Source organism: Hymenobacter daecheongensis DSM 21074, assembly GCF_900141805.1.
Lineage (GTDB): Bacteria > Bacteroidota > Bacteroidia > Cytophagales > Hymenobacteraceae > Hymenobacter > Hymenobacter daecheongensis.
This window is the reverse complement of sequence record NZ_FQYN01000001.1, coordinates 457,714-480,896: the sequence shown is the minus strand read 5'-3', so window position 1 is coordinate 480,896 and position 23,183 is coordinate 457,714. Positions and strand designations below refer to the sequence as shown.

General features: G+C 61.3%; 25 protein-coding genes and 1 pseudogene. 13 read left to right on the top strand and 13 right to left on the bottom strand.

Annotated features, from left to right (window positions below):
• Positions 1-105: 105 nt before the first annotated feature.
• The 4 genes and pseudogenes from BUB62_RS02060 to thrA form a co-directional block, all read right to left on the bottom strand.
• Positions 106-798 (bottom strand): c-type heme family protein, encoded by a 693-nt coding sequence (locus tag BUB62_RS02060; RefSeq protein WP_143163986.1) that lies wholly within the window; start codon positions 796-798, stop codon positions 106-108.
• Between the two features lie 78 nt (positions 799-876).
• The gene (gene thrC / locus BUB62_RS02055; RefSeq protein WP_073105497.1) at positions 877-2,172 is read right to left on the bottom strand and encodes a threonine synthase; all 1,296 of its coding nucleotides are present in this window, start codon (positions 2,170-2,172) and stop codon (positions 877-879) included.
• A gap of 108 nt (positions 2,173-2,280) precedes the next feature.
• Positions 2,281-3,249, bottom strand: a complete 969-nt coding sequence (locus BUB62_RS02050) for a homoserine kinase (protein ID WP_073105494.1) — start codon at positions 3,247-3,249, stop codon at positions 2,281-2,283.
• A gap of 166 nt (positions 3,250-3,415) precedes the next feature.
• A pseudogene (gene thrA / locus BUB62_RS02045) lies at positions 3,416-5,860 on the bottom strand (bifunctional aspartate kinase/homoserine dehydrogenase I).
• Positions 5,861-6,227: 367 nt separating this feature from the next.
• On the opposite strand from thrA, the gene prfA reads away from it, so the two are divergent.
• From prfA to BUB62_RS02030, 3 genes are all read left to right on the top strand, one after another.
• Positions 6,228-7,298: a peptide chain release factor 1 gene (gene prfA, locus BUB62_RS02040; RefSeq protein ID WP_073105492.1), complete on the top strand. Its 1,071-nt coding sequence runs from the start codon at positions 6,228-6,230 to the stop codon at positions 7,296-7,298.
• 144 nt (positions 7,299-7,442) lie between these two features.
• On the top strand, positions 7,443-8,930 hold the full coding sequence (locus BUB62_RS02035) for a hypothetical protein (RefSeq protein WP_073105489.1): 1,488 nt from the start codon (positions 7,443-7,445) through the stop codon (positions 8,928-8,930).
• Between the two features lie 2 nt (positions 8,931-8,932).
• Positions 8,933-9,355, top strand: a complete 423-nt coding sequence (locus tag BUB62_RS02030) for a secondary thiamine-phosphate synthase enzyme YjbQ (RefSeq protein WP_073105486.1) — start codon at positions 8,933-8,935, stop codon at positions 9,353-9,355.
• A 90-nt stretch (positions 9,356-9,445) separates the two neighbouring features.
• Here the strand turns inward: BUB62_RS02030 and BUB62_RS02025 are convergent, their stop codons facing one another.
• Positions 9,446-10,018, bottom strand: coding sequence for a hypothetical protein (locus BUB62_RS02025; protein WP_073105484.1), 573 nt, complete (start codon positions 10,016-10,018; stop codon positions 9,446-9,448).
• Complete coding sequence (gene gpmI / locus BUB62_RS02020; protein ID WP_073105481.1) at positions 10,011-11,573, bottom strand: 2,3-bisphosphoglycerate-independent phosphoglycerate mutase; 1,563 nt, start codon at positions 11,571-11,573, stop codon at positions 10,011-10,013. Before gpmI ends, BUB62_RS02025 begins: the two co-directional genes overlap by 8 nt.
• Before the next feature lie 161 nt (positions 11,574-11,734).
• On the opposite strand from gpmI, the gene BUB62_RS02015 reads away from it, so the two are divergent.
• The 6 genes from BUB62_RS02015 (at position 11,735) to BUB62_RS01990 (ending at position 16,250) form a co-directional block, all read left to right on the top strand.
• Positions 11,735-12,133: a DUF4783 domain-containing protein gene (locus tag BUB62_RS02015; protein ID WP_073105478.1), complete on the top strand. Its 399-nt coding sequence runs from the start codon at positions 11,735-11,737 to the stop codon at positions 12,131-12,133.
• 144 nt (positions 12,134-12,277) lie between these two features.
• A complete protein-coding gene (nadC, locus tag BUB62_RS02010) occupies positions 12,278-13,138 on the top strand; it encodes a carboxylating nicotinate-nucleotide diphosphorylase (protein ID WP_073105475.1) in 861 nt (286 codons plus the stop codon).
• 180 nt (positions 13,139-13,318) lie between these two features.
• The gene (locus BUB62_RS02005) at positions 13,319-13,954 is read left to right on the top strand and encodes a hypothetical protein (RefSeq protein ID WP_084538752.1); all 636 of its coding nucleotides are present in this window, start codon (positions 13,319-13,321) and stop codon (positions 13,952-13,954) included.
• Between the two features lie 147 nt (positions 13,955-14,101).
• Positions 14,102-14,491, top strand: coding sequence for a hypothetical protein (locus BUB62_RS02000; protein WP_143163985.1), 390 nt, complete (start codon positions 14,102-14,104; stop codon positions 14,489-14,491).
• A gap of 110 nt (positions 14,492-14,601) precedes the next feature.
• Positions 14,602-15,339: an SAM-dependent methyltransferase gene (locus BUB62_RS01995; protein WP_073105469.1), complete on the top strand. Its 738-nt coding sequence runs from the start codon at positions 14,602-14,604 to the stop codon at positions 15,337-15,339.
• 173 nt (positions 15,340-15,512) lie between these two features.
• Positions 15,513-16,250 carry a ZIP family metal transporter gene (locus BUB62_RS01990; protein WP_073105466.1) on the top strand — a complete coding sequence of 246 codons (738 nt, stop codon included), beginning with the start codon at positions 15,513-15,515 and terminating at the stop codon, positions 16,248-16,250.
• 45 nt (positions 16,251-16,295) lie between these two features.
• Here BUB62_RS01990 and BUB62_RS01985 read toward each other — a convergent pair whose 3' ends face one another.
• The gene (locus BUB62_RS01985; protein WP_073105463.1) at positions 16,296-17,222 is read right to left on the bottom strand and encodes a DnaJ C-terminal domain-containing protein; all 927 of its coding nucleotides are present in this window, start codon (positions 17,220-17,222) and stop codon (positions 16,296-16,298) included.
• A 219-nt stretch (positions 17,223-17,441) separates the two neighbouring features.
• On the opposite strand from BUB62_RS01985, the gene BUB62_RS01980 reads away from it, so the two are divergent.
• The gene (locus BUB62_RS01980) at positions 17,442-17,858 is read left to right on the top strand and encodes a DUF6799 domain-containing protein (RefSeq protein ID WP_073105461.1); all 417 of its coding nucleotides are present in this window, start codon (positions 17,442-17,444) and stop codon (positions 17,856-17,858) included.
• A gap of 63 nt (positions 17,859-17,921) precedes the next feature.
• On the opposite strand, the gene BUB62_RS01975 is transcribed toward BUB62_RS01980, so the two are convergent.
• The 3 genes from BUB62_RS01975 to BUB62_RS01965 are packed head-to-tail and all read right to left on the bottom strand — an operon-like array spanning position 17,922 to position 19,421.
• Positions 17,922-18,116: a hypothetical protein gene (locus BUB62_RS01975; RefSeq protein WP_073105989.1), complete on the bottom strand. Its 195-nt coding sequence runs from the start codon at positions 18,114-18,116 to the stop codon at positions 17,922-17,924.
• 51 nt (positions 18,117-18,167) lie between these two features.
• Positions 18,168-18,557 (bottom strand): septal ring lytic transglycosylase RlpA family protein, encoded by a 390-nt coding sequence (locus BUB62_RS01970; protein WP_073105459.1) that lies wholly within the window; start codon positions 18,555-18,557, stop codon positions 18,168-18,170.
• A gap of 27 nt (positions 18,558-18,584) precedes the next feature.
• Positions 18,585-19,421 carry a glycoside hydrolase family 25 protein gene (locus BUB62_RS01965; RefSeq protein WP_159437386.1) on the bottom strand — a complete coding sequence of 279 codons (837 nt, stop codon included), beginning with the start codon at positions 19,419-19,421 and terminating at the stop codon, positions 18,585-18,587.
• 146 nt (positions 19,422-19,567) lie between these two features.
• Between BUB62_RS01965 and BUB62_RS01960 the strand changes: the two genes are divergently transcribed.
• Entirely contained in the window at positions 19,568-19,828 is a 261-nt protein-coding gene (locus BUB62_RS01960) for a VF530 family protein (protein WP_073105457.1), read from the top strand.
• Between the two features lie 113 nt (positions 19,829-19,941).
• Entirely contained in the window at positions 19,942-20,265 is a 324-nt protein-coding gene (locus BUB62_RS18880) for a hypothetical protein (protein WP_143163984.1), read from the top strand.
• Positions 20,266-20,349: 84 nt separating this feature from the next.
• On the opposite strand, the gene BUB62_RS01950 is transcribed toward BUB62_RS18880, so the two are convergent.
• Positions 20,350-20,733, bottom strand: coding sequence for an Hsp20/alpha crystallin family protein (locus tag BUB62_RS01950; RefSeq protein WP_159437385.1), 384 nt, complete (start codon positions 20,731-20,733; stop codon positions 20,350-20,352).
• A 314-nt stretch (positions 20,734-21,047) separates the two neighbouring features.
• Between BUB62_RS01950 and BUB62_RS01945 the strand changes: the two genes are divergently transcribed.
• Entirely contained in the window at positions 21,048-21,485 is a 438-nt protein-coding gene (locus BUB62_RS01945; RefSeq protein WP_143163983.1) for a hypothetical protein, read from the top strand.
• Between the two features lie 27 nt (positions 21,486-21,512).
• Here BUB62_RS01945 and BUB62_RS01940 read toward each other — a convergent pair whose 3' ends face one another.
• Complete coding sequence (locus tag BUB62_RS01940) at positions 21,513-22,544, bottom strand: Gfo/Idh/MocA family oxidoreductase (RefSeq protein WP_073105446.1); 1,032 nt, start codon at positions 22,542-22,544, stop codon at positions 21,513-21,515.
• A gap of 41 nt (positions 22,545-22,585) precedes the next feature.
• Positions 22,586-23,176 (bottom strand): porin family protein, encoded by a 591-nt coding sequence (locus tag BUB62_RS01935; protein ID WP_073105443.1) that lies wholly within the window; start codon positions 23,174-23,176, stop codon positions 22,586-22,588.
• Between the last annotated feature and the right edge of the window lie 7 nt (positions 23,177-23,183).

Sequence of the window (23,183 nt, the reverse complement as noted above, 5' to 3'; positions counted from 1 at the left end):
ACGCAAGGCATACGTCAGGGCTCTGAGGATAAACAGCGCTTTTTACATTTCAGAGGACGGATTGCTTCGCTTTGCTCGCAATGACATATTTGCCTGCTGTTCAGCCTAAAAAAGCGGCTTGCGCTTCTTCATCACTTTGCGAGTTTTCATCGTGTACAGCTCGGCCACGCCGTCTCGGTGCAGGCGCACCTGCCACATGCCCATAGCGTCGCCGAGGCGGTAGCCGGTGGCCTGGTCGGTGGGGTATTTTTGCCGGATGAGGGCGAAGTCAGCAACGGAAATATCCTTGCCCACTTCGCCGTGGCAGCGCAGGCATTGGGCCTCACTGAGCAGGATAGGGCGCTGATAGATGAAGATTTCGGCACTAGAGCGGCGCACGAGGTGGGCGGTGGCGGTGTCGGGCCGCAGGTCGGTGGCGCTGAGCGGGGCCAGGTTTTGGGGGTTGCGGGGGCGGCGGCTCAGGCGGCGCGGGTTGGCTTTGAAGGTATGGGCCAGCGAATCGGTGGAGGCGTAGGCTTCGGGGCGGCAGTAGGGCAGAGCGGCTTCTACACCGCCGGCTTTTAGCTCGGCCTGTAGCAGGCGGCGCAGCTCCTGGTCGGCGGAGCGGGTGAGCGAGTCGCCGGCCCAGCGGGCGGCGCGGAGCAGATCGGCGGGCAGAATGCGCTTTACCGTCATGTTTTCCAGGTCGGTAGCAATCTGCTTGCCGTTGCGGATGTGCTCAATCTGATCGGGGCGGCAGGCCGGCAGCAGCAACCCCAGCAACGCAACAGAACCAATGGTACGAACGACAAAGCGCATAAGCAGCAGAAAAAAGCCGCCCCGGCGGGGCGCGGTGAAACCAGAAGCCAAAGATAAACCCACCGCCGCACCCGCCGGTTATCGGCCCAGCAGATACGCTTTCAACGCCGCAAACTCCGCGGGCAACTCCACGCTCTGCTTTTGCCGCGCCAGGAGCCCGCCGAGCGCCGCCGGCACCGGTACTTTCGCCCCGACAACAGGCTCCACCACATCGTAAAACTTCACCGGGTGGGCTGTTTCAAGGAAAATGCCCCGCGCCGCCGGATGCGCCTGCAGATACTGCTGCAAGGCAACATACGCCACCGCGCCGTGCGGATCGAGCAGGTAGTTGTGCTGCGCATACACGGCCCGAATGGTGGCGGCGGTTTCGGCATCGGTCACAGTATAGCCGCTGAGGTGGTTTGTGAGCTGTTCAAACTCCTGCCCGAACAGTTCTAGAATCCGCACGAAGTTGCTGGGGTTGCCCACGTCCATAGCGTTGGAAAGCGTGGCTACGGCGGCTTTGGCGGCGAAATTTCCGCTCCGCAGATACTCGGGCACGCTGTCGTTGGCGTTGCAGGCGGCCAGGAAGTGGTGCACCGGCAGCCCCGAGGCGTGGGCCAGTAGCCCGGCGCAGAGGTTGCCGAAGTTGCCGCTGGGCACAGCTATAACTGGCGGCTCGGCGTGCGGCCATTGCTGCAGCGCGAAGCAATAGTATACTTGCTGCGGCAGCCAGCGGGCCACGTTGATGGAGTTAGCGGAGGTGAGGAAGTAGCGACGGGCCAGCTCCGCATCCTGGAAAGCCTGTTTCACTAGCTGCTGGCAGTCGTCGAAGGTGCCTGCCACTTCCAGGGCCGTGATGTTCTGGCCCAGCGTGGTAAGCTGCAATTCCTGCACCGAGCTGACTTTGCCCTTTGGGTAGAGAATAATAACCTCCACGCCCTCCACGCCCAGAAAGCCGCTAGCCACGGCCCCACCCGTGTCGCCGGAGGTGGCCACCAGCACCGTAACGTGGGCCTGGCCCTGCCGGGAAAAGTAGCCCAGGCAGCGGCTCATAAACCGCGCCCCCACATCCTTAAACGCCAGCGTGGGGCCATGAAACAGTTCCAGGGCGCTGCTCCGCTCCGCCACGGGCACCAGCGGAAACTCAAAATCGACGGCCTCGGCGCAGATGCGGCGCAGCACGTCTGCCGGAATCGTGTCGCCCACGTAGGGCTGCAGCACCTCGAAAGCCACATCGGCCTTTGGTTTCGTTTTCAGCTCGCGCAGAAAGGCGGCGGCGAATTGCGGGATGTGCTCGGGGAAATACAGGCCGCCATCGGGGGCCTGGCCGGCAATGGTGGCCTGTCGAAAATCGACGGATGGGGCCTGGTGGCGGAGACTGTAGTAGCGCATATGAAAAGAGGCTTTTTTAGAACGTCATGCTGAGCGAAGTCGAAGCATCTCGCGTGCTGTCGTCGGATTACTAATCCCGCGTCAGCACGCGAGATGCTTCGACTTCGCTCAGCATGACGTTCTGATAGTAGCTGCCGCTTCAGCCGGCAAAATTCGCACTCCGGTGGGGTTGATAGGGCTTACATAAGTGTGAAAGTCGATGCCGGCGGCAATGTAGATTTCGCGCATGGCGGCCTCCACGCGCCGGGCCGTTTTCTCATCTTTGCTCAGCATAAAGATGGAAGGCCCCGAGCCGGAAATGCCCCCGCCCAGTGCCCCGGCGGCCGTACTTTGCGCCTTCACGGCGGCAAAGCATGGAATCAGGATGCTGCGCACGGGCTCGATGATAACGTCTTCCAGGCTGCGGCCAATGAGGTCATAGTCGCCCTTCATCAGCCCCGCGATGAGGCCGCCCACGTTGCCCCACTGCCGGATGGCATCCTGGAGCGGCACCTGTTTTTTGAGAATGGCACGGGCGTCGGCAGTTCTGATTTCGATCTGGGGATGCACCACCGTTACGAACAGCGGCGGGGCCGGAACCGGGATAATGTCGAGCGGGGTGGTGGAGCGGATGAGCGTGATGCCGCCGTAGATGGCGGGCGCAATGTTGTCGGCGTGGCGCACTCCGGAGGCTACTTCCTCGCCGTAGGTGGCAAACTCAACCAGCTCGGCGGCCGTGAAGCGGTTGCCCAGCAGGTAGTTGGCTCCCACCACCGCCCCCGCCGCGCTGGCCGCGCTACTCCCGATGCCGCTGCCCGGCTTGATGCCTTTGGTGATTTCGACCGCAAAGCCCACCTGCTCCGGCACCGCTTTCAGCAGGGCCAGCAGCGCCGCCCCGGCCACGTTGCGGGTGGGTTCGGTGGGCAGGTTGTAGTCGTCGTGGTTGCGGATTGTCACGCCGCGCGGCGTGGTCAGGCGCATCGTCATCGTGTCGTAGGGTTGGCTGAGAGCAAACCCCAGCACATCGAAGCCGCAGACCACGTTGGCAACGGTGCCGGGCGCATGCAGGGTGATGGTTTCGGGGGAGAGGGAATTCATAAGTTGAGGTAAGTAAAACTGGCAGAGTTGAACCCCTCCCCAACCCCTTCCCCCAAAGGGAGGGGCTTAAGTTACTTTGGCGGTATCACCCATACTCATGCAATGGGTAGTTGGAGTGCTAACTTAAGCCCCTCCCTTTGGGGGAAGGGGTTGGGGAGGGGTTCGGCTAGATCCTGGCGGCCCGCATCATATCGGCGAATACGCCGGCGGCGGTTACCTCGGCCCCGGCCCCGGCGCCTTTCACCACCAGCGGCTGCTCAACGTAGCGGTTGGTATAAAAGAGTACCACGTTGTCCTTTCCTTTCAGCGTGTACAGGTCGTGGCCGGGGCCGACGGCTTGCAGGCCCACGGCGGCCTTGCCCGGCGCGTACGAGGCCACGAAGCGCAGCTTCCGGCCGGCGGCGGTAGCCGCGTCGTAGAGCTGGCGGAAATGGCTTTCGTGCGCGGCCAACTGCTCGTAGAAGGCTGGCACGTCGCCGGCCAGACAGGCGGCGGGTAGGAAGGCCGTGTTTTCGATGTCGGCCATTTCCATCGTTTCGCCGGCTTCGCGGGCCAGAATCAGGATTTTGCGGGCCACGTCGGTGCCGCTCAGGTCGAGGCGCGGGTCGGGCTCGGTGTAGCCCTCGGCCTGGGCCTAGCGCACCACCTCGGCAAAGGGCCGCGTGCCATCGTAGTGGTTGAACACGAAGTTGAGCGTGCCCGAGAGCACCGCCTCCATGCGCTGCACCACGTCGCCGCTGCGCAGCAAGTCGTTCAGCGTGCCGATGACGGGCAGGGCCGCGCCCACGTTGGTTTCAAACAGAAAGCCCGCATTGAACTCCCGCGCCAGGCTTTTCAGGCGGGCATAATTCGGATAAGCCGACGAGCACGCCACCTTGTTGCAGGCCACCACGGCCACGCTTCTGGCCAGCAGCGCCGCGTAGCAGTCGGCCACTTCTGCCGAGGCCGTCACGTCCACGAACACCGAGTTGCGCAGGTTCAGGGCCTGAATCTGCGCCACCAGTTCGTCGAGGTGCAGCTCCTGGCCCTGCTCCAGCTGCTGCGGCCAGCTCGCCAGGTCCAGTCCTTCGGGGTTGAGAACGTAGTGTCGGCTGCTGGCCAGCGCCACCACCCGCAGCTGCAGCCGCAGCTTATCGAGCAGGTAGGGCTGCTGCTGCCGCAGCTGCGCCAGCAGCTTGCGGCCCACGTTGCCCGCCCCCACGATAAACACGTTCACCTGCTTGTATTCAACCTCGAAAAAAGCTTCGTGCAGCACGTTGATGGCCTTTTTGACATCGGCGGCCTGAATCACGGTCGAGATATTCTTCTCCGACGAGCCCTGGGCAATAGCGCGGATATTCACCCCATTGTGCCCCAGCGCCCCAAACAGGCGGCCGCTGATGCCGGGGTGGTTTTTCATGCTCTCGCCCACCAGCGCCACAATGGCCAGCCCGGTTTCCAGCCGTAGTGGCTCCAGCCGCCGGGCATCAATTTCGGGCGCAAACTCCTCGTCCACCGCCGTTTTGGCCCGCTCGGCATCGGCCGCGCCCACGGCCACCGAGATGGAGTGCTCCGAGGAGCTTTGGGTAATGAGAATAACATTGATTTTCTCGCCCGCCAGCGCCCCAAACAGCCGCTTGCTGAAGCCCGGAATACCCACCATGCCACTGCCTTCCAGGTTGAGCATGGTCAGGCCGCCGATGCTGGAAATGCCGCGCACCACATCGTGGTGCGGTGGCGGGGCTACTTCCACCAGCGTGCCGGCATCGGCGGGGGCGAAGGTGTTTTTGATCCAGAGCGGAATGCCCGCGTGCATCACTGGCTGAATAGTAGGCGGATACAGTACTTTGGCCCCGAAGTGCGACAGCTCCATAGCCTCCTGATAGGAAATGTGGGCAATGGGCTGCGCGTGGCGCACCAGGCGCGGATCGGCCGTCATCATGCCGCTCACATCGGTCCAGATTTCCAACCGCGAGGCGTGCAGCGCCACCGCAAAGATAGCCCCGCTGTAGTCGGAGCCGCCGCGGCCCAGCGTGGTGGTGCTGCCATCGGCGGCCGCTCCAATGAAGCCCGGCACCACGTAGATGGGTGCGGGAGTTTCCGCCACGAAGTCTCTGATTTGCTGATTGGTAACCTCAAAATCAACTTCTGCCGTTCCAAAGCGGGCGTTGGTACGAATCAGCTCCCGGCTGTCTTTCCAGCAGTGGGCCGTGCCGGTGGCCTGCAGCCGGGCGGCCACCAGCTGCGAGGCCATCAGCTCGCCGAAGCTCATGAGCCGGTCTAGGGTGCGGGCTGATAGCTCGCCGAGGGTGAACACACTGTCGCAGAGGGCTTCCAGCTCGTTACAGCCGCGCTTTATCTGGCTGAGCGCAGCGCTCTGGCTGGCCACCGGAATCAGCTCCTTCACCACCTCGAGGTGGCGCTGCTCAATGCGGCGCAGGCGCTCCTGGTAGGTGTCCTGCCCGGCGGCGGCCCGCTGTCCGGCCTCAATCAGGGCATCGGTGATGCCGCCCAGCGCCGACACCACCACAACCACCGCATCGGCCTGCGCGGCCCCGGTCACGATGTCGATTACCTTGAGAATATTGGCGGCGGTAGCCACGGAAGTACCGCCGAATTTCAGAACCTGCATACGCATTGGGGTTGGAAGGCACATAAAAAAAGCCCGCTTCGTCCGTCCGGATTCCGAGGAATACGGGGGGCGGCGGGCTGCTGAACTCGGAAGAAAGAGTAGGAGGGATGGGCAGCCCGCTAGCGGGTAGTGACCATGCGTGTGGGCGTGACTGCGCGGGAGGCAGCCGGGGGGCAGGAAAAGAGAATGGCAGCGAGCTGGCGCATTGGCGGCGGGGTAAGCGCTCCAAAGTAATAAAATTTCTTTGGCGAACCAGTAGCTGCCTACCGGCGCGGGGTTCTGCCTCGGGCCAGTGGGCAACTCAGGCCCGGTTTCGTGCTTTTAGATTCCGTATCTTTACAACTTAATACAACACTCTGAAGGCAAGATGCTAGATAAACTGGAAGCCATTCGCCAGCGCTACGAAGACGTCAACGAACAGCTGATGCAGCCCGAGGCCATGAGCGACATGAAGCGCTACAAGTCCTTGAATAAGGAATATAAAGACCTCGGCAAAATCGTGACGGAGTACCGCGCCTACCAGCAGGTGCTGTCTAATATTGAAGGTGCCCGCGAAGTCATTGCCACCGAGAAAGACGAGGACTTTCGGCAGATGGCCAAGGACGAGCTGGAGCAGCTGCTGCCCGAGCAGGAGCGCCTGGAGGAAGTAATCAAGGATCTGCTGCTGCCCCGCGACCCCAACGACAGCAAGGACGTCATCATGGAAATCCGGGCCGGGGCCGGCGGCGACGAGGCCGCCATCTTTGCCGGCGACCTGCAGCGCATGTACATGCGCTACGCCGAAAAGAACGGCCTCAAGATGGACCTCATTGATGCCACCGAGGGCACTTCGGGCGGCTACAAGGAAATTATTCTGGCCGTGAAGGGCGAAGACGTGTACGGCAAGCTCAAGTTTGAGAGCGGCGTGCACCGTGTGCAGCGCGTGCCGGCCACCGAAACCCAGGGCCGCATTCATACCTCCGTGGCCTCCATCGTGGTGATGCCAGAAGCCGAGGAGTTGGACGTGCAGATCGATATGAACGACGTGCGCAAGGATCTGTTCATGTCGTCGGGGCCTGGTGGCCAGTCGGTTAATACCACCTACTCGGCCGTGCGCCTCACGCACTTGCCCACCGGTCTGGTAGCGCAGTGCCAGGATCAGAAGTCGCAGCTCAAGAACTTCGACAAAGCCCTACAGGTACTTCGCTCGCGCATTTATGAAATCGAGTTGGCCAAGAAGAACGAGGCCGAAGGTGCCCAGCGCAAGAGCATGATCGGCGGCGGCGACCGTTCGGACAAGATCCGCACCTACAACTACCCCCAGGGCCGCGTCACGGACCATCGCATCGGCTACACCGTGTATAACTTGGCCAGCGTGATGGAAGGCAACATCGACGACTTTGTGGAGCAGCTGCGCCTGGCCGAAAGCGCCGAGCGCCTGAAGGAAGGCGTTTCGTAGTCTGTTGCACTAAGCCGCAGCTCCAGCCGTTTGTCATCCTGAGCCTGCGAAGGACCTTATTACCCTGGAACGACTCGTTCAACTGGCATAAGGTCCTTCGCAGGCTCAGGATGACATGTTTAAAGTAACTCTTGCCCGCCCCCGATGCGCCTTCTGTTCCCCCTGTTGCTGGTTTGCTCCTGCCTCGTCACGCTGCTGCCAAGCTGCGAGCCGAAGGAAAATCTGCTGACTACGGATGCCAGCGCCAAGCTCGAATTCTCGAATGATACGGTGCTGTTCGATACTGTTTTTGCGCAGGTCGGCACCGTCACGAAGCGGCTGTGGGTGTATAACCGCAACCGCCGCGCTGTGAAAGTGGAGCAGATCACGCTGGCTAATCCTGGCGCTACGCCTTACTCGCTCATCATCAACGGCGACGAAGGCCCGGCAGCCAACAACGTGGAAATCAAGGGGCAGGATAGTCTGCAGGTGCTGGTGCGCGCCCAGCTCGGCCCCGGCCAGCAAACCGCCGACAAGCCGTTTCTGGTGGAAGACCGGCTGAAGTTTCGCACCAACGGCAACGACCAGGACGTGAAGCTGATATCGTACGGCCGCAACGCCTACTTTCACCGCAACGAGGTGCTGCCCTGCCTGGAAGTATGGAAAAACGACAAGCCCCACGTCATTTTCGGGGCGGTGCTGGTGCGGCCGGGCTGCACGCTCACCATGCAGGCCGGTACGCGCGTGTATGCCCACGCCGGCGGGGCCATCATCATCAAAGGCACGCTGCGCGTGAACCCCGACTTTCAGCCCACCGGCGAGCTGAAGGCCGATGACCGCAACATCGTGCGCTTCGCCGCCGACCGCCTGGAGCCGTTCTACGACGAGGTGCCGGGCCAGTGGGCTGGTATTCAGTTCGACTCAACCAGCCGCAACAACGTGGTGCGCTTCGCCGAAATCAAGAACGCCTCGTTTGGACTATTGGTCTATAATCCGGGTAATCAGCAGCCCAGGCCGAGCGTGCGGCTGGAGAATACGGTTATCAAGAATATTTCGGGCGCCACGCTGTCTTTTGCCAATGGTGGGCAGGCGTTTGAAGGGGCCGGCATCTTCAGCTTCTCCGGCGACTTCGCCCTTACCAACTGCCTGCTCACCAATTGCGGCGAATACGCCATCCGCGCCATCGGCGGGGGCCGCTACGACCTGAATTTCTGCACCATTGCCAACTACACGCCCCAGTTCCGGCGCGAAACCAGCTCCCTGGCCTTCACCAGCAAAGCCGTGCGGCCCCGGCTGGCCAACCCGGTGCAAACCAACATCAGCATTCAGAATTCTATCGTCTGGGGCTCGCTGGAAGATGAACTGGTCTTCGAAAACAGCGGCACGGCTTACCCGATTTTTGTGCAGAACAGTATTCTGCGCACCAAAGCCTACCGCGCTACGCAGGCCGTCAACGACAACCTGATCAACGTCAACCCCAAGTTCAAGCGGGCTCCCGACAATGGCTTTGCCAACAAGTTCGACTACAGCCTCGACACCCTCTCGCCCGCCAGCAACCGTCCCGCCCGCGGCTCCCGCCTCGACTTCGACCTGCGCAACACGCCCCGCGCCCCCGCTCCCGATCTGGGCGCGTACGAGCGCAAAAATCCGTAGTCATGCGCTGGATTCAGAAGCGGCTGCGGCTGCCGGCGGTGCGCCGGGGCTTTCACCTTATCACCGATCTGCTGGTAGCCGAGTTGCCTGAGTTGGAGCAGCTGCGCGTGGGCACGGCGCATTTTTTCATTCAGCACACCTCCGCCAGCCTCAGCATCAACGAAAACGCCGACCCCACCGTGCGCCACGATTTCGAGGAGTTCTTCAACCGCACGGCCCCCGAAAACGCCCCTTACTTTCACCATACTCAGGAAGGCCCCGACGATATGCCCGCGCACCTGAAAGCAGCACTGCTGGGCACATCCGTCACCATTCCGATAACGAACGGGGAGTTGGCCCTGGGCACCTGGCAGGGCATCTACCTTGGCGAACACCGCAACCACGGCGGCCGCCGCTGGGTAGTGGTCACGTTGATGGGCGAGTAGCGCGGAAATCCGTTCCGCGACGAGCGAAGCGAGTATCAGCGTCCGCTGACGACAGAACTCGCTTTGCTCGTCGCGGAACGGATTTCCGCGCTACAGGACCCGCACTGCCGCCGCGTAGCGCAGCGTATCGAACAGCACCAACTTCTGAATTCCCTCGACGCGGTAGCTGCTGAGTGTGCCGCTTTGGTAGCTGAGTACCAATTTTTTGCGGGAGAAAAACAGCGGATTATCCTGGGTCAGCGTGGCGGCTACTTCACGCACGTCTGGGCCGTCGGATAGTACCGCCAGCTGTTCTACTGCACTGGCAATGCCGGGCTTGCGCACATATACCTGGCGCACGCCGGCAGGCGTGCGGGTGGGGGGCATGGTTGTGTAGGCCCCCCGCAGCGCCGCCTTGTTAATGTCGGCCTGATAGAAGATCTGCAGCTCTTTGCTCCAGTTGGCGTGCGGCACGCGGGTGGTTTCCGGCGGGCCGCCGCGTAGCTGCACCTTCTTTTCTACCGCCGGGTTCTGCTTGGTCAAAGCGGTTACCTGCGCGTCGAGCAGGCCTTTCACGTCGAAATACAGCGGCTTGCGGGCGGGTTGCTCCGGCCGCGGCGCGTCATTCCAGCCGCAGGCAGCCGTCAGCAACAGCAGCGGAGCCGCCAGCCAGCAGCTATGCATTCGTTGGGTTCGTCACGGCGGCCGTGCCGGCGGGTTGCAGCAACGACTGCCCAGTCATGTCGGCCGGCTGCGGCACGCCCATCAGCTCCAGAATGGTGGGGGCCAGGTCGCCGAGCTTGCCATCGGCCAGCGTGCCGTGGTAGTCGTTATCGGCCAGAATGCAAGGCACCAGGTTGGTGGTATGGGCCGTGTTGGGCGTGCCGTCGGGGTTCAGCATCATTTCGGCATTGCCGTGGTCGGCAATGATGATGGCGGCATAGCCAGCGGCCAGCGCGGCCTCCACCACGTCGCGGGCGCAGGTGTCGGTGGCTTCCACGGCCTTCACCACGGCCTCAAACACGCCGGTATGGCCCACCATGTCGGGGTTAGCGAAGTTGAGTACCACGAAATCGGCCGAGTTTTTCAGCAGCTCCGGCACCAGCGCGTCGCGCAGGTCGAAGGCACTCATTTCGGGCTGCAGGTCGTAGGTGGCCACTTTGGGCGAGGGACGCATGATACGGCTTTCGCCCGCAAACTCGGTTTCCTGCCCGCCGCTGAAGAAGAACGTGACGTGCGGGTATTTCTCGGTTTCAGCAATGCGGATCTGGGTTTTGCCATGCGCGGCCAGCACTTCACCCAGCGTATTCTCCAGGTTGTCCTTATCGAAAATCGGCGTGACGCCCACGAACGTCGCGTCGTAGTTCGTCATGGTAAGGTAGTGCAGGTTCAGGCGCTGCATCTGGAAGGCGTTGAAATCCTGCTGCGTTAGCGCCTGCGTGATTTCCCGGCCGCGGTCGGTGCGGAAGTTGAAGCAAATCACCACGTCGCCCTCCTGAATGGTAGCCAGCGGCTGCCCATCGGCCCCTACCTTCACAATCGGCTTCAGAAACTCATCCGTCACGCCTTCCTTATAGGAATCGAGCATGCTCTGAATCAGGTTTTGCGAGGGCGTGCCGGTGCCGTTCACCAGCAGGTCGTAGGCCACTTTCACCCGTTCCCAGCGGTTGTCGCGGTCCATGGCGTAGTAGCGGCCCACAATGGAGGCAATCTTGGCGCCGTTGCGCTCCAGGTGTTGCTCCAGGTCGTTCACGTAGTTCACGCCGCCTTTGGGGTCGGTGTCGCGGCCATCGGTGAAGGCGTGAATGAATACTTTATGCACGTCGGCATCGTGCGCCAGCGTGCAGAGGGCTTTGAGGTGGTCGATATGCGAGTGCACGCCGCCGTCGGAGAGCAGACCGATGAAGTGCAGGTTTTTGCCGCTAGTGCGGGCATACTCAAACGCCTTTTCCAGCGCCGGAATAGTGCCCAGCTTCCGCTCCCGAATGGCCTTGTTGATGCGCACCAGATCCTGATACACCACGCGGCCGGCCCCGATGTTCATGTGGCCCACTTCGGAGTTGCCCATCTGCCCGTCGGGCAGGCCCACGGCTTCGCCCGAAGCCTGCAGCTTGCTGTGCGGAAAGCGCTGAAACAGCGAATCGACAAAAGGCGTATTGGCCCGATCTACGGCCGACACCTCTTTGTTCTGCGCCAAGCCCCAGCCGTCCAGAATCACCAACAATACCTGTTTGTTCATAGTCGCAAAGATAAGGGCAGGGCCCGGAACGTCCGCATTTAGTTAGTTTCTGTTGCTTTACGTTATCTTGAGCCGTTGGCCGCCCAACGGCCGGAATGTTTTATTCGTAGGGCTCCTTTGGCATAGTTTTAGCAACCGATATAGCGCATTCCTTACTCCGTATGAAACGTACTCTTCTTCAGGCAGTGGCCATCGTCTGGCTCATGCTTCTCTCCGTCACGGTGCAGGCTCAGGGCGAGGCTTTCGCGCCCGTGCGCAATGCCATCCGGAGTGGTTCTTCTAAAGAGCTGGCGCAGCGTTTCGGTTCCACCGTCGAGCTTAGCTTCGATGGCGACAAGCAGAGCTACAGCGCTACGCAGGCCGAATTTGTGATGAAAGACTTCTTCGGCAAAAATGCTCCCGCCAGCTTCGATTTCGTGCATTATGGCGGCAGCAACGAAGGCACGCCCTACGCCGTGGGCAAATACGTGAGCAAAGGCGGGGCTTACCGGATGTTCGTCAAGATGAAATCAGCCCAGGGCAACTTGGTGATTGATATCATCGAATTCACCAAGGAATAACCCGCTGCCTGCTAACGCGCTACGATAACCGGTTGAGAAAAAACCACTTACTTCTTCCGGTTTTAGCCCGCTGGCGGCTTCTTACTTTCAACTAACTTCTGCAAGGCCCCGACGCAAGTCGGGGCCTTTTTCTATTTTTGCACCGTGCAAAACGCTCCTTACCTCACCTCGGAAGCCCTTACCACCTTTATTCGCACGGCCCTGGCCGAAGATATCGGTGACGGCGACCATTCTACGCTGGCCTCCATTCCGGCTGAAGCCCGCAACCGCGCCCATCTGCTGGTGAAAGGCGAAGGCGTGCTGGCCGGCGTGGCGCTGGCCCACCTGATTTTCCGCGAAGTGGATGCCAACCTGCGCGTGGAGCAGCGCCTGGCCGACGGAGCCCGCGTGCAGCACGGCGACATTGCTTTCACCGTGGAAGGCCGCTCGCGCAGCATTCTGACCGCTGAGCGTTTGGTACTTAACTGCATGCAGCGCATGAGTGCCATTGCCACCTACACGGCTCACCTCACGGGCCTGCTGGCCGGCACCAAAGCCAAGCTGCTCGACACGCGCAAAACCACGCCCAACTTCCGCATCTGCGAGAAATGGGCCGTGCTCATCGGTGGCGGCGTAAATCACCGCTACGGCCTCTTCGATGGCATTATTCTCAAGGACAACCACGTCGATTATGCCGGGGGCATCCGGGCGGCCATAGAGGCCACACACGCCTACCTGGCCGCTACCGGCCGGCAGCTGCCCATTGTGGTAGAAACCCGCACGCTGGCCGAGGTGCAGCAGGTGCTGTACACCGGCGGCATCACCCGCATTATGCTCGACAACATGGCCCCGGCCCAACTGCGCGAAGCCGTGGCCCTCATCGCCGGCCGCTTCCCGACGGAGGCTTCCGGCGGCATCACCGAGCAAACCATTGCCGAAGTAGCCGGCACCGGCGTCGACTTTATTTCCGTTGGGGCCCTCACGCACTCGGTCAAAAGCCTGGACCTGAGCCTGAAAGCATATTGATTTGCTGATGGGTTGATATGCTGATATGCTGATGAGTTGTGGAGGCAGGTTTGGGATGGGCATCCGCTTCACTACCAAAACAGGCTCCAGTCTCAGCCCAACAATCAGCTTAGCATATCAGTACATTAGCACATCCAGGAATCAGCAAATCAACACATTACCGCATCAGCACATCAACCAATGCAACAACCCAATCAGCGCGGGGGCTACCGCCAGGCGCAGGGCCAGGGGCCAACCCCGATGGCCATCCGAACCAAGAAATACCAGCTTAGCACCGATACCTACACGCGCATGGCCATGGCCCAGGTGTGGAAAAAAGAGTGGTGGTATGCCCTCATTCCCTTTGCCGTAGGGCTGCTGCCGGCCGTCATCTGGCCCTCGTGGTGGTGGCTGGCGCTGGCTCTGCTGCTCACGCTGCTGTATGTAGTGCTGCGCTCGGCTCAGATTACGGGCGTGGCCCAGATGGAGCAGAGCAAAGCGCTGTTTGAGCGCATGAACTACGAAATCGACAACCGCCAGATTTTGCTGCGCCTGAACGAAACCAAGGGCATGGGCCTTACCTGGGACATGATCGGGAAGGCCCGCCGCGACGCGGATGCCTACCTGCTCTGGCTGCAGCCGCCCACCGGGGCCGAAGACCTGAAGGGCTTCAAAGGCTGGCTGGGGCGCACGTTCACGGTGCCCGTTTTTCTGCACATTCCGCTGCGCATCTTCAACTCGCCCAACGATATCAAGCTGTTTGACTCTATGCTGCGGCGCAAAAACCTGCTGCCCGCGCTGGAAGCTCCCGTGGTGGGCGCTACGCCGGCCGCGTAACATTTGGCTGCCGCGGCTGGTATCTGTTTTCAGCCGACTTTGGCTGGCCCGGCCCGCGCCATTTGTACTTTCGTAGTTACTTTTGAGCCTCACTTGCCCGTGGTGCTCCCGTTTTGGCCGCCCGGCCGCTTTTCTACCGCCCCGATTATGACCAAAAATCTTCTGCTCTCCGGCCTTGCTCTGGCCACCCTCGCCCTGAACGCGTGCAGCAGCGAGCCTTCCGACTACCGGCCCGACAAAAAAGTGTCGTTGGATATGGTAGCGCCTGGTACTCGCTCTTCTGATAATTTCGACCCGGCTTCGGCAGAAGCGCCGCACCAATCCAAGGGCGCGGCCATTTCTCACCCCATCAGCACCAACTCGGCCGTAGATGAGGCCGATGTGGACGTGCACAACAAGCCGGCCGCTGCCGGGGCTATGAGCGAAAACGCCGAGCAGGTGGAGCGCACCAAGAAGGGCTCCGACGCGGCCAAAATGAAAGCCGAGCCGCACAAAATGCCCACCGGCACCACCGGCGGCCAGCTGGAAGAAGAATAGAAAGGCTTTAGCGTAAGCTATTTAGCTTTTAAGTAACTGCCGCCGACCTTGGGTTGGCGGCAGTTGTTCTTTGCGGCCGGCCGGGCCGGCCGCCTTCTTTCCTCATGCCAATGCCTACTGAAACCGAATGGTTTAGTGCCTGGTTCGACTCGCCCTATTACCACCTGCTCTACCGCGACCGGGACCATCAGGAGGCTCAGCGCTTCATTGATGCGCTGCTGGTGCATCTGCACCCCAAGCCCACCGCGCGGCTGCTGGATCTGGCCTGCGGCAAAGGCCGGCACGCCATACATCTGAGCGAAAAAGGCTACGATGTGACCGGCGTTGATCTTTCGCCGGAGAGCATTGCCTACGCCCGGCAGTTTGGGCACGAGCGCCTGCACTTTGAGGTGCACGACATGCGCGACCCGCTGGCCTGGGGACCGTTCGATCTGATTTTCAATCTCTTCACCAGCTTCGGCTACTTCGCCGACGAAACCGAAAATGTGGTGGCGCTCATGTCGGCGGCGGCGGCGCTGCGGCCCGGTGGCAAGATGGTCATCGACTTTATGAACACCGAGCGCACGGTGCGGGAACTGGTGAGCCACGAGGAAAAAACCGTGGACGGCACCACCTTCCACCTGCACCGGCACCTGGACAAAGGCTTCATCGTGAAGGAAATATGTTTCCGGGATGCCGCTGGCCAGGAGCAGCGCTTTGAAGAGCGGGTGCGGGCCCTGCGCCGGGAGCAGTTTGAAGAATACTTCCAGATGGCCGGCCTGCGCCTGGCCGAAGTCCTGGGCGACTACCACCTGCACCCCTACGACGAGCAGACCAGTCCCCGCATGATCTTCGTGCTGAAGAAATGAGTTGCGGATGTGTTGATTTTTTGATGTGCTGATGTGCTGATTTTCAAAGTGATAATTCTTCAATGTGTTGATGTGCTAATTCAGCAATTAGGAAAATACATAATCATTTTCCCACATCAGCACATTAGCACATTTCCACATCAGCACATTAAAAAAATAACCTCCTGATTACTATGTGGCTTGCTGTTTTGCTGTTGTTTCTGACCGTGCTGGGAGCCGGGTGGCTTACGCGCTGGGTGCCAACGGCCCGCACCACCTGGATGAAGCCGCTGCTGGCGTTCAGCGGGGCGTATCTGTTCACGCTCACCATCACGCACTTGCTGCCCGAGGCGCTGGCGCTGGCCCCTACGGCTCCGCACCGCGTGGGCTACTATGTGCTGGCGGGCTTTTTTGGGCAGCTGCTGCTGGAGGTGTTTTCGCAGGGCGTAGAGCACGGGCACGTGCATCATAATACGGCCCACGCGGGGCGGGTGCCGTTTATGCTGCTCTTTGCGCTGGTGCTGCACTCATTTCTGGAAGGCAGCATCTTGGTAAAAGCCCCGCAGGTGGGAGCCGTGAGCCAGGATTTCTACGCTATTCTGGCGGGCGTGGCCCTGCACCACATTCCCGCCGCCTTTGCCCTGATGGCGGCCCTGCTGCTGCGTCTGGGCAGCTTTCGGCGGGCGCTGCCGTATCTGGTGCTGTTTGCGCTGGCCGGACCGGCCGGTATCATCGTGAGCAACTACGTGGTGCTGGAGCAGCTGCTCACCGGCGGGCTGTACGCGGCTTTGCTAGGCCTGGTGGCCGGCAATTTCATCCACGTTTCCACCACCATTCTCTTCGAAACCAGCCCCGAGCACCACCTCAACTGGCCCAAGCTAGCCGCCACGGTGGCGGGCTGCGCCCTGGCCCTGGCCGTAGGCGCGGTATAGCGCGGCGGCTCAATTCTCAGTTATTGCCAGCTGGCAACGAGCAACTTACGCCTCGGGCCGTAGTGCCGCCAACTGCCCGAACAGCTCTTTTTCCTGCTCAGTCAGGTGCTGGGGCAGGGCCAGCGTCAGGTGCAGATACAGGTCGCCGGCTTTGTCGGGGTGCTGATAGTTGGGGAAGCCTTTGCCGCGTAGGCGCAGGCGGGTGCCGTTGGCCGTTTCGGGCTTGATCTTGATTTTGACCGGGCCCGACAGGGTTTCCACCACCTGCTCGCCACCCAGCAGGGCTTTGTAGATGCTCACGGGCACTTCCATCGTCAGGTCGTCGGCGGTGCGGGTGTAGCGCGGGTCGGGCTGCAGGCGTAGCGTGATGTAGAGCGAGCCGGCCGGGCCGCCGTGGCGGCCGGGGCCGCCCTGGTCGCGCAGCCGGATGGTTTGGCCGTCTTCCACGCCCGGCTTTATGTTGATGCGCAGGCTTTTGCCATTCACGGTGAGCGTGCGCGGCCCGCCTCGGTAGGCATCTTCCAGCGTCAGCGTCAGCTCGGCCTGGTAGTCTTGGCCGGCACCGGGGCGAGGGCCGCTGGCCCGCTGCCCGCCGCCCATGCCCCCAAAGATGGAACTGAAAAAATCGGAGAAATCGGCCCCGCCGAATGGGTCTTCCGTGGCCCGTCGGCCGCCCTGGCCCTGGGCATACCGCGACCAGTCGAAGCCGCCGGCCGGGCCGCGGCCGGCGCCGCCGCTTTGCTGGTAGCGCTGGTAGTCGGCCCCGAGCTGGTCGTATTTGCGGCGCTTTTCCTCGTCGCTGAGCACCTCGTTGGCCTCGTTCACCTCCTTGAACCGCTGCTCGGCCTTGGGGTCGTTGGGGTTCACATCGGGGTGGTGCTGGCGGGCCAGCTTGCGGTAGGCTTTCTTGATCTGGTCAGTCGTGGCGGTTTTTTCCACGCCCAGAATCTTGTAATAGTCTTTGTAATCCACGGAAATGGTGGGTTGGAGGTGAAATAGCCACCGGGACCCGCCCGGTGGGGCACGGGAAACACGCCTGGACAAAGCCGCGTACTGCGGAGCAAGAAGGCCATTTTTTCAACGCGGCGGCCCCGGCTGAAGTTGCCGGACCCGGCGGCGAACTTTTATTCAGCTTTCTGTATTTTACAGTTCTTTCCGCTTCCTAATCCTTCTCACCAATTCCCACTTGCCATGAAATCAAGCATTTACCTCGCCGCCGTGCTGGCCCTTGTTACGGTCGGCTTCACGGCCCAGGCTCAGACCAAAGTGGCTCCCCGCCGGGCGGTTTCGCCTAAGCAGAAAATAGTTGTCAAGGAGGGGGCCGAAACGATGAAGGACGGCGCCGTGATGAAAGACGGTAAAGTTCTCTTCACTCAGCAGGGCCACACAAACCCCGTCACGGAGCCCGTTTCGCTCATCAACGGCACCAAAATAATGGCCGACGGCTCCGTAACTATGGCCGACGGCTCGACCGCCATGCTGAAGGAAGGCGACATGCTTTCGCTCAGCGGCCGCCTCACTACCAAGGCTATGAAAGCCGAGCAGGATAGCCTGATGATGATGGCCAAAAGCGGCAAAAAGGCCAAAATGAAGATCAAGAACAAGTAGGCCCAGCATCGGCCTCCTGTAAAAAAAGGGCCGCCCGGAACTTCGGTTTCGGGCGGCCCTTTTTTAGTTTTTGGCGTAATCCTGCCAGATGGCCTGCACCTCGGCTTCGTCGCGGGCTTCCACTATCTCATCAATCACAAACTGCACCTCGGCCTCGCTCCAGCCTTCGTCTTCGGCGGCCTGCACGAAGCTGCTGAGGGCGGCAAACCGGTCGGCGTGGGCGGGGGGAGTCCATTGTACTTTCTTGCGGATTCTCATGGCGTGGAACTTGGGCAAATAACTGGTAATCAGTGAAATGAACCGGTGTGTTTAGCGGCGGGCTCCGGCGGCTTTCATCACCTTCAGCTGCACCGGGGCCACGCCCGCGTCAATGATGTCAATCTTGCGGGCGGCCTTTTTGGAGAGGTCGATGATGCGGCCTTTGGCGTGCGGCCCCCGGTCATTCACGGTCACCTTCACCGACTTATGATTGCGCGGATTGGTCACGCGCACTACCGTGCCGAAAGGCAGCGTGTTGTGGGCAGCCGTGAGCTTGCCGGGGCGATAGATGGCCCCGCTGGTGGTGGCGCGGCCATCAAACTTATCGGCGTAGAAGGAGGCCTGGCCGGTTTGGGTGAATGCGCCCCGGCTGCTGCCGCAGCCGTGCAGCCCACCGGCCAGCAGCAGCAAACCCAGGAAACGAAGCAGCGGGAAGGTCATAGATAATGGGCAGAAGGAAAACGGGCTTTAGTCGGGCTTGGCTGCGGCTTTGGGCGAGGCCGGAATGCGTAGCGCCAGCAGCTTCTCGAAGCTGCCCTGAAATACGTTGAAATCGACGGGGCCGCGAATGCCGGGCACGTAGGCTTCGTCGCTGTGCTGCCAGATAATCCACCGCTCGCGCGGTAGCTGCGGGGTATCTATCTCATAATGAGCCAGCCACAGCGGATATTGGTCGAAATGCCCGGCCAGGTAGCGCTTATAAAAGCTGTAGTTGGAATACAGAATGGGCCGCACGCCGTAGTGCCGCTCCACCAGGCGCAGCCAGGTAGCTACGTGGCGGCGCATCACAGCCACATCATGAAACTGGGGTGCTTCTACGTCGAGCACGGGCGGCAAGTCGCCGGCGGCCAGCGGCACGGTGCGCACAAACAGGTCGGCCTGCCGGGCTCCGTCGTAGTTGGGCTGAAAGTAGTGGTAGGCTCCGCAATGCACGCCGGCTTTGCGGGCGGCCCGCCAGTTGGCTCCGAAGCGGGCATCGCGCAGCGTAACGCCCTCGGTGGCTTTTATGAAAGCAAAACGCACCCGATGACTCGCTACCACGGGCCAGTCGATGCGGCCCTGGTAGGCCGAAACGTCGATGCCGTGCACGGAGTAGCCGGTTAGCATCGGGGTTTTTTCGCGGCCCGTGAGGCGGCCGCTGGTGAAGGTGGCGTAGGCGCGGCGGGCGTAGCGGTTGATCTGGCGGCGGTAGTGGCCGTAGCCCAGCAGCCCCAGCGCCAGCAGCGCTGCCACCAGCCAGAGCAGCCAGCGGGGCTTAGCGGCAGCGCGGCGCGAAGCAGGGCGTTTGATCGGGTTCTTCAGCATGGCCATCTCAAAGGTAACGCACAATGCGCAGCGTAGCGTGCCTTGGCGGCGGCAAAACCTGACCGCGGCCAGAAAAAACTGCCCGCCAAACCGCCCTTCGCCGGCTTTTGCCGACCTTTGCGCCACCGCCAGTCCTTCTCCTCTTTATGACCAATCCTACCGAAGCCCGCGACGAATCCGGCCACCTGATCCGGGAACTGCACGGCATCACGCTGGCCCAAATTCTGGAATATCTGGTGGCTCGCTACGGCTGGCCCGGTCTTGATGAGCGGATCCGCGTGAACTGCTTCTCCGTCGATCCGAGCATCAAATCCAGCCTTACCTTTCTGCGCCGCACGCCCTGGGCGCGGGCTAAAGTGGAAGAGCTTTACATCAAAACCCGTACGGCTGAAGTGCTGGGGAAGTAGTGAGATGGTGAGATAGTGAGTTTGACGTGCTGTTTGCGCAAGTGGCACCAAAAGCGCAGCTTGCGTGGCCAGAACATCAAACTCGTCCTCTCACTATTTCACCATCTCACCGCGTGGCTGACGTTTCACAAAAATCGGGGCCATTGGCCTTATTGGCTGGCCTTGTTGGCTTTGTCGTGTTTGAGGTGGTGGCGTATCAGCTGCTAAAATTTGCGACGGCAGGCTTGGGAATGCCGGATCAGTTTCAGCCCGATAATACCATTGTGAGCAACTGGGTGAAAACGGTGGTGTTTCTGCTGCTGCACCTCACGCTGGTGGTAGTAGCGGTGCTGGTGCTCAGCAACCGCCTCCCGCGGCACTACCGCGGGCAGGTGATGGGCTGGTTCTACCTAGCCGTGCTTGCCGGCTTTGTGCTGCTGATTCCGCTGTTCGGCTAAAGCTGGCGCCAAGCTACCTGCCGGACCAGGGCAAAAAAAGCCACCGCGGCGGCGGTGGCTTCAGTGGGTTACGAACGTGCGGCTTTAGCGCTGGCGGATGTCAATTTCGCGCCGCTGGGCGGCCGGATCTTTATAGGGAATCCGTACGCGCAGCTCCTGGCCTTGGTAGGTGGCGTCTATCCGATTCAGGTCGAGGTTTGGGGGCAGCGCCAGCGTCTGGCTGAACAGCGGGGCCGCGAGCTTATCCTCGGGCTGATGCCGGTATTCGCAGTACACGGTCAGGTTATTTTCGTTGAGTACAACGTGGAAATTATCGGGCCGCACCGATGGGGCCGCTACCCGGACTACCACGCCCTGCTCGCCTTTTTCCACGCGCGACACGGCCTGAGCTATGCCTCCACCCAGCGTATTGAGCAGGTCGAGCTGGGGGGCAATGTTCCGGATGAATTCTTTGCTGATTAGATTCATGGTTTCTGATTTTCCTCTCTTGGTTTCAGCCGGATAAATCAAACGCTGTACCAACATAGAAGCAGCAGAAATAAGGTGATATACAGGTCATTGTGTCCTGTTTCAAGCTGCTAGTACGCGCTGGCGAGTGTCATTTTGGCTGAACTCGGCTTCCAGCCAGTAGGCTGTGCGCTGCACACTATCTGTTAGGCCAGTGATGTGGCTTCCAAAACCTACCCGCAAATCAGTCGGACAAGTCGGAGCTTTTTCGGTTAGTATGAGTAGTGGCTGTAAATTGCGCCCCCTCCCGCCCGTTCCCAGTTTGCCCGCGTCTTATGGATAACCGATACCACTCAGATTTTCTAGACGTTGCCTATCGAGCTGACCTGCGGGTGGTGGTCGGGCGCTGGATGCGGCAGGCTACTCTGGAAGAGTTGAAGCAAGGCTATCAGCGGCTGTTGGAGGTGGCTTTCGAGCCCGCCTGCCGGGGCTGGCTGCTGGATACCCGCCGCCGACTAAACACCGACCCGGCGGCCCAGCGGTGGCTTACGGAGGGCTTCATGGATACGGCCGCTGCCCGCCTTGGGGGGCGGGTGTACATGGCTTATCTGCTGCCGCCCGCCCAACTGCGCGATACTACTGCCGACAGTGCTTTTCCGCCCCCTCAGTTCTTTGCCAACAAGCCCTACGAAGCCGCCCGCTTCACAGATGAGCGCCAGGCGGTAGAATGGCTCCTGCATTGTCAGAATACCGCCCCGGCGGCCGTTCGGTAAGCCTATTTTATGGCCCAACCAGCTTGCTCAGAAAACCCGTAAACCCGGGGCCTGCGCCAGCAGCTCATTCTGCCAGCGTAGCTCTGCTTCCCGAATCGGATAGGCAGCCCCGTGGCGAATAGTCTGGTACACTGCCTCAAACAGCCCGCCATAGTCGCCTTTGGAGGCTGGGTAAGCAGTGGTGGTCGGCCCATCGGCCCCGGCCAGCGTGAGCGAGCCGGCCAGCTCTCTGGCCTCACGGCCATAGTCCGGGGCCAGCGGCGATATGCCCGCCAGCAGCTGCGCCTCCTGCACGTCGGCCCGAGCTTTCACAAAGCTGCCCCGCGTGCCGTGCAGCACAAAGGCCGGCAACGGCTGCGCAATCAGCAAGCCGCTGGTAACGAACACATTTAGCCCCTCAGGATACTGGAGGTGGTAGGAAAAATAATCGTCGACCTGGGAGCCGGGGCGGTAGCGGCCGGTGGTTTTGTAGCTGCGCAAAGGCCGGCCAAACAGGCTGATGACCTGATCGAGCAGGTGGGGGCCCAAATCGTAGAGAAGGCCGCTGCCGGGCACCGGCGTTTCCTTGAACGCCTTTACGTTCAGGGCCGGCTTGTAGCGGTCGAAGCGGAAATTCACTTCGATGAGCCGGCCCAGCTGCCCGCTTTCCACCACCTGGCGCACGGCCAGAAAGTCGGAGTCCCAGCGGCGGTTTTGGTATGCCAGCAGGTGCCGACCCATCTGGCGGGCCAGCGCCCACAGCTCCTCAAACTCGGCTACCGAGGTGGCCACGGGCTTTTCCAGCAGCACGTGCTTGCCGGCCCGTAGCGCCATGCGCGTCAGCTCGGCGTGCGTGTCGTTGGGTGTATTCACCACCACCAGCTCAATGGCAGGGTCGGCCAGCAGCGCCGCCACCGAGTTGTAGCTGATGAGGTCGGGGTACGTTTGGCGGGCTTCCTGGCGGCTGCGCTCCACCACGGCCCGCAGCGCAAAACCGGGGTGCGTAGCCAGGAAAGGCGCGTGAAAAACCCGGCCCGACATACCATACGCCAGCAAGCCCGTCGGAATCCGATTGTGCATAGATCAGCTGTTGAGGATGGGGGGCTGCGGGCCGGGCCGCGTTATTTCTTTCCGAAAAGATAGCCGACCGATGCCTGAATTACGCGGTTCTGCAAGCCGCCCAAGTTGAAGTATTCGCGAAATGCCCGCTCCGCCGGGTCGTTGTTGATATCCGACAGGCCATAGTTAGCCCGCAGATCTACTACCAAGCCGCCGGGCGTTTCCAAGCCAAAGCCGCCCACCAGCGCCCCGTCTACGGACTTGTATGCCCCGGTGCTCGAACCCAGGAACACGCCCAGCTGCGGCCCCACATTCACGTAGAACCGGCCGCCGATGTACTGACGCAGCAGCAGCGGCACGTTCAGATAGTACAGCTTCACGGCTTTGGTGCCGGTCGAAGTTTCCAGGTTGGCTCCCTGCCCGCTGATCAGCGCCTCCAGCTGCACCGTAAACCCCTGCCGGCTGGGTTTCAGCCGCAACATTGGCCCCGCCACAAAATCGGTGCGGAAGGCCGGGTCGGCATTGATAGTGCCGCTCAGAATGGCAACGGAAGCGCCGGCTTTCAGCCCGAGGCGGGGTGCGGTGTCCGTCTGAGCCTGGCTGGTGCTGGCCGCGCCCAGCAGGAGCGCAACGGCAAGAATGATTTTTTTCACGAGAAAG